Annotated in this window: 18 protein-coding genes and 1 pseudogene; 5 read left to right on the top strand and 14 right to left on the bottom strand. The window is 60.4% G+C overall.

Features of this window, described 5'->3' with window-relative positions; all coding sequences use genetic code 11:
• Genes ACVDG8_RS29560 through ACVDG8_RS29550 form a run of 3 tightly spaced genes read right to left on the bottom strand, consistent with a single transcriptional unit; the run spans position 1 to position 698 of the window.
• Positions 1 to 195 (bottom strand): hypothetical protein, encoded by a 195-nt coding sequence (locus ACVDG8_RS29560; RefSeq protein WP_447251598.1) that lies wholly within the window; start codon positions 193 to 195, stop codon positions 1 to 3.
• Positions 173 to 490 (bottom strand): plasmid stabilization protein, encoded by a 318-nt coding sequence (locus ACVDG8_RS29555; RefSeq protein ID WP_447251597.1) that lies wholly within the window; start codon positions 488 to 490, stop codon positions 173 to 175. The genes ACVDG8_RS29560 and ACVDG8_RS29555 overlap by 23 nt, the downstream gene beginning before the upstream one ends.
• Before the next feature lie 10 nt (positions 491 to 500).
• Positions 501 to 698 (bottom strand): hypothetical protein, encoded by a 198-nt coding sequence (locus ACVDG8_RS29550; protein WP_447251596.1) that lies wholly within the window; start codon positions 696 to 698, stop codon positions 501 to 503.
• Positions 699 to 919: 221 nt separating this feature from the next.
• Between ACVDG8_RS29550 and ACVDG8_RS29545 the strand changes: the two genes are divergently transcribed.
• Both ACVDG8_RS29545 and ACVDG8_RS29540 read left to right on the top strand, forming a co-directional pair.
• Positions 920 to 1,465, top strand: coding sequence for a DUF4142 domain-containing protein (locus ACVDG8_RS29545; protein WP_447257133.1), 546 nt, complete (start codon positions 920 to 922; stop codon positions 1,463 to 1,465).
• A 62-nt stretch (positions 1,466 to 1,527) separates the two neighbouring features.
• Positions 1,528 to 3,314, top strand: a pseudogene (locus tag ACVDG8_RS29540) (thiamine pyrophosphate-requiring protein).
• 120 nt (positions 3,315 to 3,434) lie between these two features.
• On the opposite strand, the gene ACVDG8_RS29535 reads toward ACVDG8_RS29540, so the two are convergent.
• Positions 3,435 to 3,875 carry a GFA family protein gene (locus ACVDG8_RS29535; protein WP_447251594.1) on the bottom strand — a complete coding sequence of 147 codons (441 nt, stop codon included), beginning with the start codon at positions 3,873 to 3,875 and terminating at the stop codon, positions 3,435 to 3,437.
• Positions 3,876 to 4,053: 178 nt separating this feature from the next.
• Here ACVDG8_RS29535 and ACVDG8_RS29530 point away from each other — a divergent pair, with 178 nt between their 5' ends.
• Entirely contained in the window at positions 4,054 to 4,278 is a 225-nt protein-coding gene (locus ACVDG8_RS29530; RefSeq protein WP_447251593.1) for a hypothetical protein, read from the top strand.
• Positions 4,279 to 4,575: 297 nt separating this feature from the next.
• On the opposite strand, the gene ACVDG8_RS29525 is transcribed toward ACVDG8_RS29530, so the two are convergent.
• The 10 genes from ACVDG8_RS29525 to ACVDG8_RS29480 form a co-directional block, all read right to left on the bottom strand.
• Positions 4,576 to 5,193 (bottom strand): flavodoxin family protein, encoded by a 618-nt coding sequence (locus ACVDG8_RS29525; protein WP_447251592.1) that lies wholly within the window; start codon positions 5,191 to 5,193, stop codon positions 4,576 to 4,578.
• A gap of 42 nt (positions 5,194 to 5,235) precedes the next feature.
• Positions 5,236 to 5,517, bottom strand: a complete 282-nt coding sequence (locus ACVDG8_RS29520; protein WP_447251591.1) for a hypothetical protein — start codon at positions 5,515 to 5,517, stop codon at positions 5,236 to 5,238.
• A gap of 122 nt (positions 5,518 to 5,639) precedes the next feature.
• On the bottom strand, positions 5,640 to 5,843 hold the full coding sequence (locus ACVDG8_RS29515) for a hypothetical protein (RefSeq protein WP_447251590.1): 204 nt from the start codon (positions 5,841 to 5,843) through the stop codon (positions 5,640 to 5,642).
• A gap of 474 nt (positions 5,844 to 6,317) precedes the next feature.
• Positions 6,318 to 7,130, bottom strand: a complete 813-nt coding sequence (locus ACVDG8_RS29510; RefSeq protein WP_447251589.1) for a DMT family transporter — start codon at positions 7,128 to 7,130, stop codon at positions 6,318 to 6,320.
• Between the two features lie 122 nt (positions 7,131 to 7,252).
• On the bottom strand, positions 7,253 to 9,532 hold the full coding sequence (locus ACVDG8_RS29505) for a xanthine dehydrogenase family protein molybdopterin-binding subunit (protein ID WP_447251588.1): 2,280 nt from the start codon (positions 9,530 to 9,532) through the stop codon (positions 7,253 to 7,255).
• Positions 9,529 to 10,551 carry an FAD binding domain-containing protein gene (locus ACVDG8_RS29500; protein WP_447251587.1) on the bottom strand — a complete coding sequence of 341 codons (1,023 nt, stop codon included), beginning with the start codon at positions 10,549 to 10,551 and terminating at the stop codon, positions 9,529 to 9,531. Before ACVDG8_RS29500 ends, ACVDG8_RS29505 begins: the two co-directional genes overlap by 4 nt.
• A 1-nt stretch (position 10,552) precedes the next feature.
• Complete coding sequence (locus ACVDG8_RS29495; RefSeq protein ID WP_447251586.1) at positions 10,553 to 11,170, bottom strand: (2Fe-2S)-binding protein; 618 nt, start codon at positions 11,168 to 11,170, stop codon at positions 10,553 to 10,555.
• Between the two features lie 144 nt (positions 11,171 to 11,314).
• A complete protein-coding gene (locus tag ACVDG8_RS29490; RefSeq protein WP_447251585.1) occupies positions 11,315 to 11,821 on the bottom strand; it encodes a YciE/YciF ferroxidase family protein in 507 nt (168 codons plus the stop codon).
• Between the two features lie 195 nt (positions 11,822 to 12,016).
• Positions 12,017 to 12,193, bottom strand: a complete 177-nt coding sequence (locus ACVDG8_RS29485) for a DUF2934 domain-containing protein (RefSeq protein WP_447251584.1) — start codon at positions 12,191 to 12,193, stop codon at positions 12,017 to 12,019.
• 217 nt (positions 12,194 to 12,410) lie between these two features.
• A complete protein-coding gene (locus tag ACVDG8_RS29480; RefSeq protein ID WP_447251583.1) occupies positions 12,411 to 12,827 on the bottom strand; it encodes a hypothetical protein in 417 nt (138 codons plus the stop codon).
• 72 nt (positions 12,828 to 12,899) lie between these two features.
• On the opposite strand from ACVDG8_RS29480, the gene ACVDG8_RS29475 reads away from it, so the two are divergent.
• Complete coding sequence (locus tag ACVDG8_RS29475) at positions 12,900 to 13,082, top strand: hypothetical protein (protein ID WP_447251582.1); 183 nt, start codon at positions 12,900 to 12,902, stop codon at positions 13,080 to 13,082.
• A 471-nt stretch (positions 13,083 to 13,553) separates the two neighbouring features.
• Positions 13,554 to 15,545 (top strand): protein-L-isoaspartate(D-aspartate) O-methyltransferase, encoded by a 1,992-nt coding sequence (locus ACVDG8_RS29470; RefSeq protein ID WP_447251581.1) that lies wholly within the window; start codon positions 13,554 to 13,556, stop codon positions 15,543 to 15,545.
• The last annotated feature ends 36 nt before the right edge of the window (positions 15,546 to 15,581 follow it).

The raw sequence follows: 15,581 nt of genomic DNA, 5'->3' as shown, positions 1-15,581 counted from the left end.
TTATGGACAAGCCGTCGAACCGGCGATCTCTTCGGCTATCGCAATCAGCGCTCGCGAGAGATTGAAAAGCTTGCGCTCTTCAAATGAGCGCGCTTTTTGCTGAAGCAACAGGATGCAGCGAGTTCGTTCCGCGGCGGCGGCGGTGTCATCGCGCGTCAGTGCCGGCGCCATGTCAGTGGGAACTGCGATGCTCATGACTGGCCCGCGTCTTGGCGGCCTTCTTAGCCGACGCCGAGCGTTCGGCTGCCGTTCGGTTGGCGGACGCCGCGCCACCCGTCTTTCCACCTTTGTGGGCGGCAGGGTTGCCTGTGTGCTCGCCGCGGCCCGAACCGCCTTCCTTCTTGCCGCCACCATCGTCCTTGTTGACTGTTGCCCAAGCACGCCGCTCGGCCTCCTTGTCGGACACTCCGCGCTTTTCATAGCCTTCCGCGATATGGTCAGCTTTTCGTTCCTGCTTGTCGGTGTATTTGGATTTGTCGCCGCGTGGCATGATTTTGCTCCTATTTGTTTCGCCTCGTTTTCATCGCGTCGCCGAGATTGCGTTTATCGGGCTCCTTGAGATTCTCGCCAGCAGCATCACGGTCCTCATCGGGATCGTCGTTGGCGGGCAAATACCCGCGCGGCCGATTTTCCGGTGGGCCTTCCCAACGCGGCTTCTGATCGTCGGTGCCCGAGACGCCGTTTCGTTGCGTGGTCATTTAAAGCCTCCTATCCGCGACGTTTATGCCAAAAGCGATTCTGCGCTCGCGCTTCGGCGGACACAGCTTTAACCGACCGAAATTGAAACGGTTCCAGAGAGAAGTGAGACATCGAACATCTCGCCTCTGAAGGTCTGGCCACATGCCGACGCACGTTATTCGCTTGCCATGGGAACAAAGCCAAAGGTGACCGGTTTGGGCAAGCATTACAGGAGATGACGATGATACGATTGATCTTGACCCTCGCCGTAGCCCTTCTCGCCACGTCGGCATGGGCTCAAACCAATGCGCCTGCCCCATCGACGACAGAAAAGACCGGCGTCAATTCGGTGCTGGGCGTCGCGCCTTCCACCCAGGATTTCGTGACCGAGGCCGCAACCAGCGACATGTTCGAGATCGAGTCGAGCAAGCTCGCGCTTCAACGCTCCGATGACGCGACAAAGGCTTTCGCCCAGCAGATGATTACCGATCATGAGAAGACCACGGCCGACCTCAAGGGCCTGGTAACCGGCGGCAAAGTTCAGGCAACGCTCCCGACGGGGATGTCGGACAAACAACAGTCGACGCTCAATGAGCTTAAGGCGCTGCAGGGCGCCGATTTCACCAAGCAATATCATTCGATTCAGGTCGATGCCCACAAAGATGCCGTCGATCTTTTCAAGCGCTACGGTGAAAGCGGCGAACAAGCGGATCTGAAAGCCTGGGCAGCGGCAACGCTACCCCATCTCCAGCATCACCTGGACATGGCCAACGGCCTCAACAAGTAGCCATCCGACGGTGGAGTCGCCTCGCTTAAGGCGGCTCCAGCCTTTGCGACCAGAGGCCCACCATGACCAAGACTGTCGGAGATTTCCTGGTTTCGCGGCTCCATAGCTGGGGGTGCGCAGGATATTCGGTTACCCCGGTGACGGCATAAACGGCGTGTTCGGCGCGTTGAACCGGGCCAAGGACAAGATCGAGTTCATCCAGGCACGGCATGAGGAAATGGCCGCCTTCATGGCATCGGCCTATGCCAAGTTCAGCGGCGAGCTCGGCGTCTGTATTGCGACGTCCGGGCCGGGCGCCACCCACCTGGTTACCGGCCTCTACGATGCGCGCATGGACCACCAGCCGGTCCTTGCCATCGTCGGCCAACAGGCACGCGCGGCGATCGGCGGCCATTATCAGCAGGAGGTCGACCTGGCGGCACTGTTCAAGGATGTTGCTGGCGAATTCGTTCATCAGGCCGCTGTTCCCGCGCAGGTTCGGCATCTCATCGATCGGGCGGTGCGGATCGCTCTGGCGAAAAGGACCGTCACCGCGGTCATCCTTCCCAACGATCTTCAGGAATTGGCTTACGAGGAACCGGGGCGCGTCCACGGCACACTGCGTTCCGGAGTCGGCTATCGGCGACCGAAGGTCGTTCCTCATCAGGACGACCTGAAGGCCGCGGCCGATATCCTGAACGGCGGCGAGCGAGTGGCGGTGCTCGTTGGCGCGGGAGCCCTCGAGGCCACCGACCAGGTGATCGCCGTTGCGGACCGTTTGCGCGCCGGCGCCGCGAAGGCGCTTCTCGGCAAGGCGGTCCTTCCCGACGCACTGCCTTGGGTGACCGGATCGATCGGTCTGCTTGGCACCGAGCCGTCATGGAAGCTGATGCAGGAATGCGACACGCTGCTGATGATCGGATCGGGCTTTCCCTATTCCGAGTTCCTGCCGAAAGAAGGCCAGGCACGAGGCGTGCAGATCGACATCGACCCCGCAATGATGTCGCTGCGATACCCAATGGATGTCACTCTTGTCGGCGACGCGGCGGAAACGCTTGGCGCGTTGCTGCCGCTGCTCAAACAAAAGCGGGAGCGCGACTGGCGCGGCGGCGTCGAAGGCAACGTCGAGCAGTGGTGGAAGCTGCTCGGCCAGCGAGCTCATGCGAAGGCCGATCCCGTCAACCCGCAGCTTGTCGCGTGGGAACTTTCAACCCGCTTGCCGGACGACGCTATCCTCACCAGTGACTCCGGTTCCTGTGCCAATTGGTACGCTCGCGATGTGAAGATCCGACGCGGCATGATGTGCTCGCTGTCCGGCGGCCTCGCCTCCATGGGCGCTGCGGTTCCTTATGCGATCGCCGCGAAGTTCGCGCATCCCGACCGCCCGGTTGTTGGACTGGTCGGCGATGGCGCCATGCAGATGAACAACATGGCGGAGCTCATTACCGTGCAGAAATATTGGAAGGGTTGGACGGACCCGCGTTTCGTCATCTGCGTCTACAATAACGAGGATCTCAACCAGGTCACCTGGGAGCAGCGCGTGATGGAAGGCGATCCGAAATTCGAAGCGTCACAGCGCATTCCCGACGTGCCCTATCACCGTTTTGCGGAACTCATCGGACTGAAAGGCATCTTCGTCGAGCGGCCCGCCGATCTCGGCCAGGCTTGGGACAATGCATTGTTCTCCGACAGACCGGTCGTGCTGGAGGTCAAAACCGATCCCGAAGTCCCGCCTCTGCCGCCGCATTTCACCATGAAGCAGGTCCAGAACTTTGCAACCGCACTTGCGAAGGGTGACCCCGACGAGGCGAAAGTCATCGGAGGAACAGTCCGACAGGTCCTGAGCTCGGTTTTGCCCGGTGCCGATTAGCATAGAACACGGACTACAGCGCTTCACTATTTCTGGAAACGCTGGAGCGATCGATGTTTGTCTACGCAATTTCGGAGGGGAAACCGCTCGCAGTTTTCCGGCAATTGCTTTAGCGGAAGATTACCGACGGTCGCGCGGATTTCCGAGAGATGGATCGCGTTGGCGCGTGTAACCCTCCACGCGCGGCAAGTCGTCGTCCATAACGACAAAGGGCAGCCGCATTTCCCAATAGGCATGGGCCCGCGGCGCAAACTTCTCGGGCGCATCCATGAACCCAATGGAGACATAAAACTCGTTGGGAAGACCCTGATCGGAATAACCAATGGAAGTACCGCATCGCCCACAGAACGATCGAACCACGCCTTTGGTCTTGGAGAATGTCCTGGGGTTCGCACCCGTCCATCGCACTTCTGTTGGTCGGTAGCCGATCCAGATGGTGAGCGGGCTGCCGATTGCCCGCCGGCAATCATCATCGTGGTCAAAGCATATCCAGAAAGGCTCGCCGATAAACTCTGCCGAAACCTCGCCGCAAAAGCAGCGGCCTTGCTCGACGCGGCCCATTTCTTGACGACCCTCCAATCCAGATGGCGTGGATATTTCCAATTTAGGAATGGATGGCGGCGCTTCAACAGAGGGTATCGGCAAGAGCCCGAGTCCACGAAATTCCGCCTCGGCAACGACTTGATCGCAACCCGAGGCGCGGTCATGCGTTTCAATCCGGCAACGAGGAGGAGGCGCCATGTCCAAACCTATCGAAACCTGGAATGACACTTATGACCCGCAGGTTCTTGCCGACAAATACGGCCTGACTGTTAACCAGGCCAAAGTCATCATCAGCTCCAACGGCCCATCCAGGCACGGCTGCGACATGGGCGCCCTGGCGTTCCAGCAAGCGCTTAGGATGAGAACGGCCGCCAAGCCGACGCCGGGTCGGCAGAGAATCCCGACGCAAACGCCGCGATAGCGGCTGCACCCCGGTAGGGTTCCAGCAAGCCGAGCCTTGGTCGCTGTCCCTCCGCAAACGCTATCGCATGGCGCTTCGAACGAGCAAACCGCAACCTTGCCCATTCTCTGACGCGCGGACGGATCATTCGAATTCCAAGATCGAAAGCCGTTACGACAACCTGGAAAACCCGCCGTCTGAGAGCATCGAGCGGTTTGGCCCTTGGCCCATTGCCTTTGCAAGATCTGACTTGGAACAGAATTCGCCTTGTTTCCCTGCCGGCGTAACATCGCATCGCCACGGCAAACGATCCGGCGGCTATTCCTCGACGACACCCGGATAATTGCCGCCTGCCAGCAAGCCGGCCAGATGAACGGCATTGGATACGGCCATCTCGATGGCTTCGACGACCTTTCCAGGGCTCTTGGGCAGGTCGACATAGTTCACGTCGCCCATCGCCTCTCCAACCCAATATACGCCTGCATTGGCAGGCAGGGTGAAGCCGACATCATTGAGCGCCTGGAAGCATTCGGCGTGGCAGTGATGCGCGCCGTCTTCATTGCCGACAATGGCGACCAACGCGACCTTTCCGGCCGCTGGCATGCGGTGCTTGTCGTCGGTTTCGTCGAGAAAGGCGTCCATCCGTTCCATCACGCGTTTGGCGACGCTGGAAGGCTGGCCCAGCCAGATCGGCGTACCGAGAATGAAAATATCAGCGGCCAGGATTTTCCTGCGCAGCTCTGGCCAGTCGTCGCCCTTGCCCATATCGGAAAGCACTCCGGGCTTGATGTCGTGATCCAAGGCACGGACGGTCTCGCCGGTCACGCCGCGTGCCTTGAGCGCGGAGAGCAGGTCGGCAAGAATTTTGTCGGTGGAGGATTTCTCCTTGTCGTCGGAGGCTTTCAGCGAACAGTTGAGGGCAAAGGCCGTGGGCATCCTGGTATCTTCCTGTGCTTGCGTGGGCGGGACGATCGAAATTTAGCCGGAGCGCATCACGCCCGGCTCTTCATTGGACAGATTGCTTTGGTCTGCTGGATCGTCTCCCAACGCGTCTGAGAAATTGACGGTCGCGATAAGATCGCCGGCGTCGTCATAGACCCTGACGTGCGAGCCTGAGTGATCGGCATCGGGGCGATTGGCTCTGACAGCCGCCTTCGCCAGTTCAACAGCCTTGGGACTAGCCAGATCGACGCTCGCAAGATTCTCCTCGATGATGCTGGACCGACCGCCAGCAACGGTCTCGAACCGAAAATTTGGCATTCGCTGTTTTCCCTGAAGGAAGGTTCGTCGGTCGATCGGGTCGGAGATCGCATAATCTCAGTTTGCGCTCCGGCGGCGCGCTCGCAGTGATCGGGTCCCGGCGTGATCCGTCGGCCTCTCCGCTATTTCTGTTGCGCCGCGGGTTGAGCCGGCTGGACACCCTGCTGATCGCCTCCGGTGCTCGATTTTGCGGTTGGATCCCTGTCCACTTGCGGGTTCTGATCTGGCGGCTGGTTGCTTACCGAGCCTGTCTTGGAGCTGTCGACGTTATTGTCGCTGCACCCTGCGACGAGACCGGCGATCACTACAAAAGCCAATCGTTTCATGCGAGCGTTCCTTTACTCCTGAACTACCCGCGAAGCAGAATGTTCCGAGCAATGGCGGGTGTTGCCTTGGAGTGGCAGAGTTCGCCCTGACGTCTTCAGGGCCGCTTTTTCCATCTGGAGAAAAGAGAGCCAGCAGAAGCACGCTGGCAGACACCATCTCAAATCACCGACGTGGGTTGTCCCCCTTTTTCCAAGCGATCGAGAATTTCGCGGAGCCGGTCGGGAAGCCATCGTTCGACTTTGAAGAGAGGCAAACTTCGCAGATGCCGGCGCATCCTTTCGTTGGCAAATTGCTTTCTGAGAAGCGCGGCAAGTCGGGTGCGGATCTCGCGGCATGTTTTCCAACTGTGCTTTTGATGTCAAACTCGGCTGATTTCCGTTGGTTCCTTGTGCCACGCCCAGAGCAACCCGTCGCTTGAAGTGTCCAAGGCCGTCAAACAAGGAGAGCCGCTCAAACGTCGCAAGAGAACGAACTCAACCGCTCATACGCGCATGTTCCCAGCCGACGAGAAGCACGCCAGCGAAGACGATGGCAAAGCCGATCAGATGCGCCGACCGGAACTGTTCATCGAGAAGAACATAGGACAAAACGAGCGCCGACGCCGGCATGACGCCCATGAAGCCCGCGGCCACAGCGCCTTCGGCCTTCTCGAGGCCCGAATACCAGAGCCAGGTTCCGGCCGCGAGCGTGCCGGCACCGTACCACAGGACGGCGAGCCAGGCGGTCCACGGCACATGAGACGGCGCGAAATCAGCCCATTGCCAGATGGCGAACGGAATGAACATTGGAATGGCAATTGCCGAAGCTAGGAAGGCGATGAGGATCGGGTCGACGGTTTCAGACGCCTTCTTGCCGACCAGGGTGTAAACTGCCTCGCAGCAGACAGCGCCGAAGACCAGCAGAGATCCCAGCACAAGGCCACCTCCTCCAGAGGACCCACCGCTACCGCCTTGCGTGACTTGCAGGATAAGAACGCCAGAGACCGCGAGAGCGACGGCGGCGATCTTGCGCCATGTCGGCCTGTCACCGAGGAATGTCATCGACGCAGCCGAGGTCAACGCCGGTGTTGTGCTCATGACGGTCGCACCCACCGCACCCGGCACCAGCTTCATGCCGTAGAGCATCAAGGCGGAAAAGCCGAACATTCCGAAGGCCGAGATCACGCCGACCAGCAACCAATCCCGCCGGGAAAGAGTTCTAACGTGGCGCCATTCGCGGTACGTGAACGGCGCCAGCACCATGGCGCCGACCACCATGCGCGACACAGATCCGACAAAGACCGGCATTGATGCCGCGACGATTTTGCTTATTGGCGTGGCGGATCCGAAAAAGGCCATGCCCAAAGCCAATTCGGCATAGGTTGTCCCTTTGCCGCGTTTGGTCGTGCGGTTCGGCATTGCTTCATGGTTCACGTGATCAGGTGTTCTATCCTGATCGGCAGATCGCGGATGCGTTTTCCTGTTGCATGGTAGACGGCGCTTGCAACCGCGGCAGCCGTGCCGACGTTGCCGAGCTCGCCCAGGCCTTTGACGCCGGCAGGATTAACCTGATGATCGACCTCCGGCACGAGGATCACGTCGACTTGCTTGATGTCTGCATTGACCGGCAGGAGATAGTCCTGCAGGTCGCGATTGACGTAGCGCGCGTAACGCTGATCGACCTCGGTTGCCTCATGCAGCGCCTGGCCGATGCCCCAGATCATGCCGCCCATGAGCTGGCTGCGCGCGGTGCGCGTATTCATGATACGCCCTGCAGCGAAGGCGCCGACGATGCGCGGCACCCTGATTTCGCATGTGTAGCGATTGATGCGAACTTCGACGAACTCGGCGCCAAAGGCGTATTTGACCGAGTCTTCGTCGCCTTCCCCGCCATGGAATTCGGGCTGTCCGGCATAGAGTTTCTTAAGAGCTTCGGGCGATGAACCCTTCGGCGCGAACTCGGCATATTCCTCTATGGCGCCGACCTGCATGGCCTTGAAGATGTCGGCGAGCTTCGCGGACTTGCCGGTCTCGGCAACGACTTTGCCGTCCGCCATGTCCAACTTTGCATTGCCGGAGCCGGACAGCGGACCGTCCTTGCCGGCGGCCGCCGCGAACAGTTTCTGGCGCACGGCTTCGCAGGCTTTCATCACCGCCGAGCAGACGCTGGCCGTCGATATCGAGCCGCCCGAGACAGGCGCGGGCGGCAAGGCGCTGTCGCCCATCTCGACGCTGACCTTTTCGATGGCAACCCCAAGCAATTCGGCTGCCATCTGGCCGGCGATGGTGCGAACGCCGGTGCCGATTTCATGCGAGCCGCACTGAACCCGGACGTCGCCATCGTTGGTGAGGCGAACCCTGGCCGCGCAAGGGGCAACGCTGGTCGGATAGATCGCCGTCGCGCAACCCATGCCGACCAGCCAATCGCCGTCGCGCATGGAGCCCACTTTGGCATCGCGTTTCGACCAACCGAAGGCCTCTGCCGCTTCATCGTAGCACTTGATCAGCGAACGGCTGGAAAACGGCTTGCCGCCGATCACTTCCTTTGCCGGCTCGTTGATGCGGCGAAACTCGACCGGATCCATGCCCAGCGCTACCGCCATTTCATCCATGGCGTTCTCGAGCGCGTAGACGTAAGGCGTCTCCGGCGGAGACCGCATGTAACCAGGCGTGTTGCGATCGGCGTGGACGAGCGAAACATGCGTGAGCACAGAACCATAATCATACATGCGCGCCGTCGCCGACGTGCCGCCGACGACATAGGGATCCGGGCGTGACGTCACCTCCCAGCCCTCATGCCCGAACGCCGTGATATGGCCGTCCTTGCCGGCGCCAATGCGTATCCGGTGACGCGTCTCGGCGCGATAGGTCTGCGTGCCGAAAGCCTGCATGCGGCTGACCACACAGCGGACCGGCCTGCCGATGCGACGCGCCGCAACGGCGACGATCGCCGTGCGTGCCGTCATCGGTCCCTTCGAGCCGAACGCTCCGCCGATATAGGGACTGACGATGCGCACATTGGCCGGATCGAGCTTCAATTGCCGCGCGAGTTCCACCTTCCAGCCGGTCACGTTCTGCGACGGTTCGTGGATCGTCAGCTGATCGCCCTGCCATATGGCCGTGGTCGAGAACAATTCGATCGGGTTGTGGTGCTGGGTCGGAGTCGAGTATTTTTCGTCGATCCTCACCGCCGCATTTGCCCAGGCGGCATCGAAGTCACCTGCCTTTGCATCCTCCTTGAACATCGGGTTCGTGCCGGCCGCGGCTTCGGTCTTCGTGCCTTTGGACTCGAAGCCGGCGCTCGGCTCTTCATCCTCGTAGTCGGCGCGGATCAACATGGCGGCTTCTTCGGCAGCCTCGAATGTCTCAGCGACGACCAGGGCTATGATCTGGCCGTCATGGAAGATAGTTTTGTCGTGCAAGGGCCCGATGGAGCTTGCGGACGTGTTGCCGAATTTCGGTCTCTCGATGGTGTTCATGTCGCCATAGGCCACAATGTCCAGCACGCCGGGCACTGCCTTGGCATCGTCCGTATGGAGCTTTGAGACCTTGCCCCGGGCGATGGTGCTGGTTGCCAGCACGCCATAGGCGACGTTCGCCGTAGCGATGTCGGCGGGATAGCTGGCCTGTCCAGTAACCTTCAAACGGCCATCGATGCGTATGATGGGATCGCCTTGATTGTCCTTGGGTATGGGAGCGGCCTGGTTCATGATTTCATATCCCGGGTTTCGAGCAGCGCCCGCGTCAAGGTGGACTTGCCGAGCGGTATCTTGAAGCCGTTGAAGGCAAGCGGCCTGGCGTCGGCGAACGCAGCCTCGGCCGCCTTGTTTGCAGTGGCCTCGTCGAGCACCTCGCCTTTGAGCACGTCTTCCGCGGCACTGGCCCGCCATGGCATGGTGGCGACGCCACCAAGCGCGATGCGCGCTTCCCTTACGGTGTCACCGTCCATGTCCAGCGCGACGGCCGCGGAGGCGAGCGCGAAGGCGTAGGATTCGCGGTCCCGTATCTTCAGATAGCGCGACCGGCTGCTCCAGGGCCCGAGCGGCACCTCGATGGCAGTGATGATCTCGTCAGCGGCGAGATCCGTCTCGACATTTGGCGTCTCCCCCGGGCGCCGATGCAGCTTGGCGAACGGCAGCGTGCGGCTGCTCCATCGGCCCTGGATGTCGACAGTGGCATCGAGCGCAATGAGCGCCTGCGCGAAATCGCCATGGTAGGTTGCAATGCACGCATCGCTTGTGCCCAGCACGGCATGCTGGCGATTGAACCCGTTGATCGCCGAACAGCCGGAGCCCGGCTTGCGCTTGTTGCAGGGCCAGGAGGTCTCTCGAAAATACTCGCAGCGCGTGCGTTGCAGCACATTGCCGCCGAGGCTCGCCATGTTGCGCAGCTGGCCGCTGGCAGCCAATTGCAGGCTTTCGGCAACAACAGGACAGTGGCGCTGGATATCGTGGCTGTCGGCTGCCTCACCCATGCGGACGAGTGCGCCGAAGCGGATGCTTTTGTCGGTGATTTTGATCTGCCTGAGCGAAGCTTCGGTGAGACCGTTGAGATCCAGCAAACGCTCGGGGCGCGCAACGTCGAGTTTCATGTAATCGGCAAGGTTCGTGCCACCGGCAATGAATTGCGCACTGGCTTCGGTCGGCGGATCGTCCTTCACGGCAAAATTTGAAGCCAAGGCAAGCGCGGCCGAAAGGGTTTCAGGTCTTTCGTAGGTGAACGGGCGCATGTCAGGCCTTCCTTATTTCGTCGCGGGCCTGGACGATGGCATCGACAATGTTCGGATACGCGGCGCAGCGGCAAAGATTGCCGCTCATATATTCGCGAATGCTATCCAGCGATCCGGCATGGCCCTCGTTGACGCAGCCTATCGCCGACATGATTTGGCCGGGCGTGCAGTATCCGCATTGGAAGGCATCGTAATCGAGGAAGGCTTGCTGCATGGGATGCAGGCCACCGTCCTTCGAAGCGAGCCCTTCGATCGTGGTGATCTCGCGGCCCTGAGCCATGACGGCAAATGTCAGACATGACAGCACGCGCTTGCCGTCGACCAGCACGGTGCAGGCGCCGCATTGGCCATGATCGCAGCCCTTCTTGGTGCCGGTCAGGCCAATATGGTCGCGAAGCGCGTCAAGCAGGCTGGTGCGATTGTCGAGCGCCAGATTGTAGGTCTGCCTGTTGATGCGCATCGATAGCGCGGACAAGTCTCTCGGCTCGGCGGATCTGGCAGGCGGCGCCTCGGCGGCCTCGGTGGATTTTGCCAGGAGCGGCGCTGCGGCAGCAGCAGACACTGTCCCGGTCATAAAGGTCCGCCTGCTAAGGCCAGAGTGATTTTTGGCATCGGACATGGCTTGCTCCTGGCTGGCTGGCTGGTCTGGGCCGAACAAACAGTCGCGAGCAAGGTTCCCTGCTCACACGGACGTGATAGCTTTCAGGGAGCCCTGCCGCCTCAGCGCATTGATCCGCGACCGGCCAGCAGGCCGATGTGACAATTATTCCGCTGCCTGCAGATTGATCTTGCTCTCCGCGATCTCGGTGAGCTTGCGATCAGTTGCCTGTTCTTCCTTCAGGTTTTTGGCCAGCACGTTGGCGCAGTCGCTACGGCCGAGCTGTCTGGCCCAGGCGATGAGTGTGCCGTAACGTGTCATCTCGTAGTGCTCGACAGCCTGAGCCGATGCAATGAGCGCCGCGTCGAGAACTTCCTTGTCGTCGACGTCGCCGCTGACATCATCGGCTTCCTCAAGAATGCCGTCGATAGCGGGGCAATCGACCTCCTTGGCCTTTACGCCATGCAACTCGAACACCTGTTCGACGCGCTCGATATGACCCTTCGTCTGCTCAAGATGTTTTTCGAAACCGGCTTTCAGTTGAGCGTCGGTTGCTTTGTCGATCATCTTCGGCAACGCTTTCTCGATCTGCTTTTCAGCATAGTAGATGTCGCGCAACGTGTGCACGAAGAGATCATCGAGTGTCTTGATATCCTTCGAAAAGAAGCCCATGGCCTTTTCCCTTCAGTGTTCATAGATTGATTGCCGGTAACGAAATTGCGCTTCACGACTACGCCGTTTCCGCGTGCATGTGGAACGTTGCGAAACCCGAGTCGTTCCAAAGATCCCCGGACCGCTATCGCGCCGTCTTTAAATCCACTTCAAGGGGGCGCGACCGAGACCGCAGAGCGGGACGGACCTTATTTGCTATGAAGGCGCAGTCGCCGGGTCAGGCACGACCGGACCGCGTTCAGTCTCTGAACCTTCTGCCTCGATCTCCTGCACTGCCCGATCCCAATGCTCCTGTTCACGGCCGGTTGGGCGGCCCTCCCGTTCCCAGATTTCATGGGCTCGCCGCTTGATGTTTTCTTCCCTGCTATCCATGGTTCGATCCTCCGATTCAGTAGCCTCAATTCTGGATCATATTTTTTGTTCCTGGTCGGTCACGAAAGGGCACCATCGCAGCCAATATCGCGGACGCGTGAATTGCTTTCGGGCGGATAAGGCACGGCCGGTCGTGACGATCTTTCACGCCGTTGGAGCGTCGGAAACAACTTGGAACTCAAAGCTCTTGAGCCTGCTGCTTGGCACGCAGTATCACTCAGTCCAAGACACGCTCGCAGCCTTGCATGACCGAAAGGCTGCGATGCGCGATGACACGCTCTTCGTCGGTCGCAATCACACGCACTTCCACCTTGCTGCCGCGGGTGCTGATGATTGCTGCGTGAGCGGCATTGGCGGGCTCGCTAAGCGCAACGCCGAGCCACGGCAGCCTCTCGCATATCAGCTTGCGAACCAAGGCCGAGCTTTCGCCGATGCCGGCGGTGAACACCAGGCACTCGAGTCCACCGATCGTGTTTGCAAGTGCTGCTGTCTCCCTGGCAGCACGGAAGGCGAAAAGCTCCTCATGCCGGCATGCAAGGCGACCGACCGCGAGCTGGAGGCATTGCTGGCGGCCGCATCGATCGTGCACGGCGTGCCCGTAGCCTTCGACGCACGGACAGCCGATGACGCCCAACCGCGCCTTCATTCGTAGACCAAGCCGTTGTCCGCGCTCGCGCCGCGACCGCCATCGTCGGACGTTCGCCTGGTGATCATCCATTACCTGATCGACAATGTCGGCCCGCCGAGCATCTCGATGTCCGAGGCCAGCCGCGCCATGAGAATAGCCCTCCCGCTTGGCGAGCTCACCGACTGGGAACTTTGCGATCTAATCGCGCGAAGCGCAATCGACGCGGTATTTGCCATCGAGTTCGACGGGGCCGGTTCCTGATCGTGCCTGTCGAGACTGATTTGAGCAGAGTTCGTCGTGCGCAAAACCACAATTTGGCTCCGCGACTTGCGCGTGGGCATTTTGGTACTCCGCTCGGGTGATTTCCAGCCATATATCCACGCCTTAAGGCCGTTCGCCGCCTTCTTGCGCAGAGCCGGGTGCGATCAACGCTCCTTGATCGCGCTGCGAGTATCGGAAGCCAATAAAAAACAAGCCTACGATAAGCAGACAAATCACGAGTACGGTTGCAAGGGTTCTCGCGGGGTTTGGGGCCGACGGTTGGTCTTCCATGGCATTTCGCCTCGATGGATAATCCGCAGGATACCTCAGCGGTTCCAAAAAGCGCCGCATCCGGCAAACATTCCGGTCTGGCAACGCCTTCCAACCTTGCCGCACCGAGATAGGACGATAATTGTCGATGGGAACGCTGCCGGGCGGCGGTGACGGGATTTTGGATCAGAGGAGCCGGATATGCTCGATCTTCCTCGTGCCCGCGACCGAATGGTGAAAGTTCATATCGCCCGGCGCGGCATTGGCAATCGCGACGTGCTGTATGCCATGCGCGAGGTCCCGCGCGAGGCTTTCGTAGAGCCCGGTTTCGAGGAATTCGCTTATGAAGACGGACCGCTGCCGATCGCGAACGGACAGACAATTTCCCAACCTTACATCGTCGCGTTGATGATCGAGTTGGCAGAGGTCAAAGCCGGGGATCAGGTGTTGGAGGTCGGCACCGGCTCGGGCTATGCCGCCGCCGTGATGAGCCGGATCGTCGACCAGGTTTACACGATCGAGCGGCATCCCGGTTTGGCCAAAACGGCAAAACAGCGGTTTGAAAAACTTGGCTATGAAAACATCGAAGTGCGGACAGGCGACGGCACCAAGGGCTGGCCACAAGCAGCGCCGTTCGATGCCATCGTGGTGGCGGCCAGCGGACCTGGCGCGCCGCTGTCGCTCCAGGAACAGCTCGACGTCGGCGGCGTGCTTGTCCTTCCGGTTGGCGACGATCCGGATTCGCAGCGTCTGCTCAAGGTGACGCGTACGGGCGCCACCACCTACAGTGAAGAAGATTTCGGCGGTGTGCGATTCGTCCCGCTCATCGGTGAACAGGGCTGGCCGCAAGACGGCAAGCCAGCCGTGATCGGGCAGCCGTTGCGACATCCGCAGCCGGCCAGTCTCCCCGAGATGATCGCGATGGCGGCCGAACCGCTTCCCGATTTCGACGACCCGGCCTTCGGCGCCCTGTTCGACCGGTTCGTCGATCGGCGCGTCGTGCTGCTTGGCGAGGCAAGCCATGGCACGTCGGAATTCTACAAAGCGCGCGCCGCGATCTCGCGCCGGCTTATCGAAAAGCACGGCTTCACCCTTATCGCCGTCGAAGCCGATTGGCCCGATGCCGCAGCGGTCGACCGTTACGTTCGGCACCGCGAGCATAAGTCAGGCGCCGTTGCCCCGTTCCAACGGTTTCCAACTTGGATGTGGCGAAACACGGATATCGCGGCTTTCATCGACTGGATGCGCAATCATAACGAGAAGCTTCAGATATCGAGGCAGGCGGGATTTTACGGTCTCGACATCTACAATATGAGTGGATCCATCGCCGCGGTTCTGGATTATCTCGACCGTGTCGATCCAGCCTCAGCCAAGATCGCGCGCGAGCGCTATGGCTGCCTGACGCCATGGCAGAACGAGCCATCCACCTATGGCCGCGCAGTGCTCACTGCCGGCTACCAGAAATGCGAGACAGCGGTTCTCGAGCAGTGCCGGGACTTGCTTGCCAAACAGCTCGATTATGCGCGATCGGACGGCAGCGATTTTCTTGATGCCAGCCAGAATGCCCGGTTGATTGCCGCCGCCGAGCGTTACTACCGGATCATGTACTATGGCGGCGCCGACTCCTGGAACCTGCGTGATACCCATATGTTCGACACGCTCGAACACCTGCTGGATGCCTCTGGTTCGGATTCCAAGGCGGTCGTTTGGGCGCATAACTCGCACATCGGAGATGCCCGCTACACCGAGATGGGTATCGTCAGGGACGAGTTGAATATCGGTCAGCTCTGCCGGGAACGGTTTGGCAGCCAGGCGGCGCTGATCGGCATGGGAACGCACTCCGGCACTGTCGCCGCCGCCACCGACTGGGATGGCGAGATGGAAATCAAGCAAGTCCTCGCTTCTCGCAGCGACAGCTATGAGAGGCTTTGCCACCAATGCGGCCTCCCGCGCTTTCTGCTTGATCTCGGTCGCGACCAACTGTTGCGCGAACGGCTGCTGGAGCGCCGGCTGGAGCGGTTTATCGGCGTGATCTATCGGCCGGAGACCGAACTGCAAAGTCACTACGCGGATGCTTCCCTGCCCCGGCAATTCGACGCCTTCGTCTGGTTCGATGAAACCAGCGCGGTGACGCCTCTCGGCCCACAACATGTAAGAGCCGGCGTTCCCGATACCTATCCTTTCGGGCTTTGACACTTCGGCCGCACGAGCCGGGGACACGGTCGGAAC

The organism is Mesorhizobium sp. ORM8.1 (genome assembly GCF_053005525.2).
This window is presented reverse-complemented; position numbering and strand designations above follow the sequence as displayed.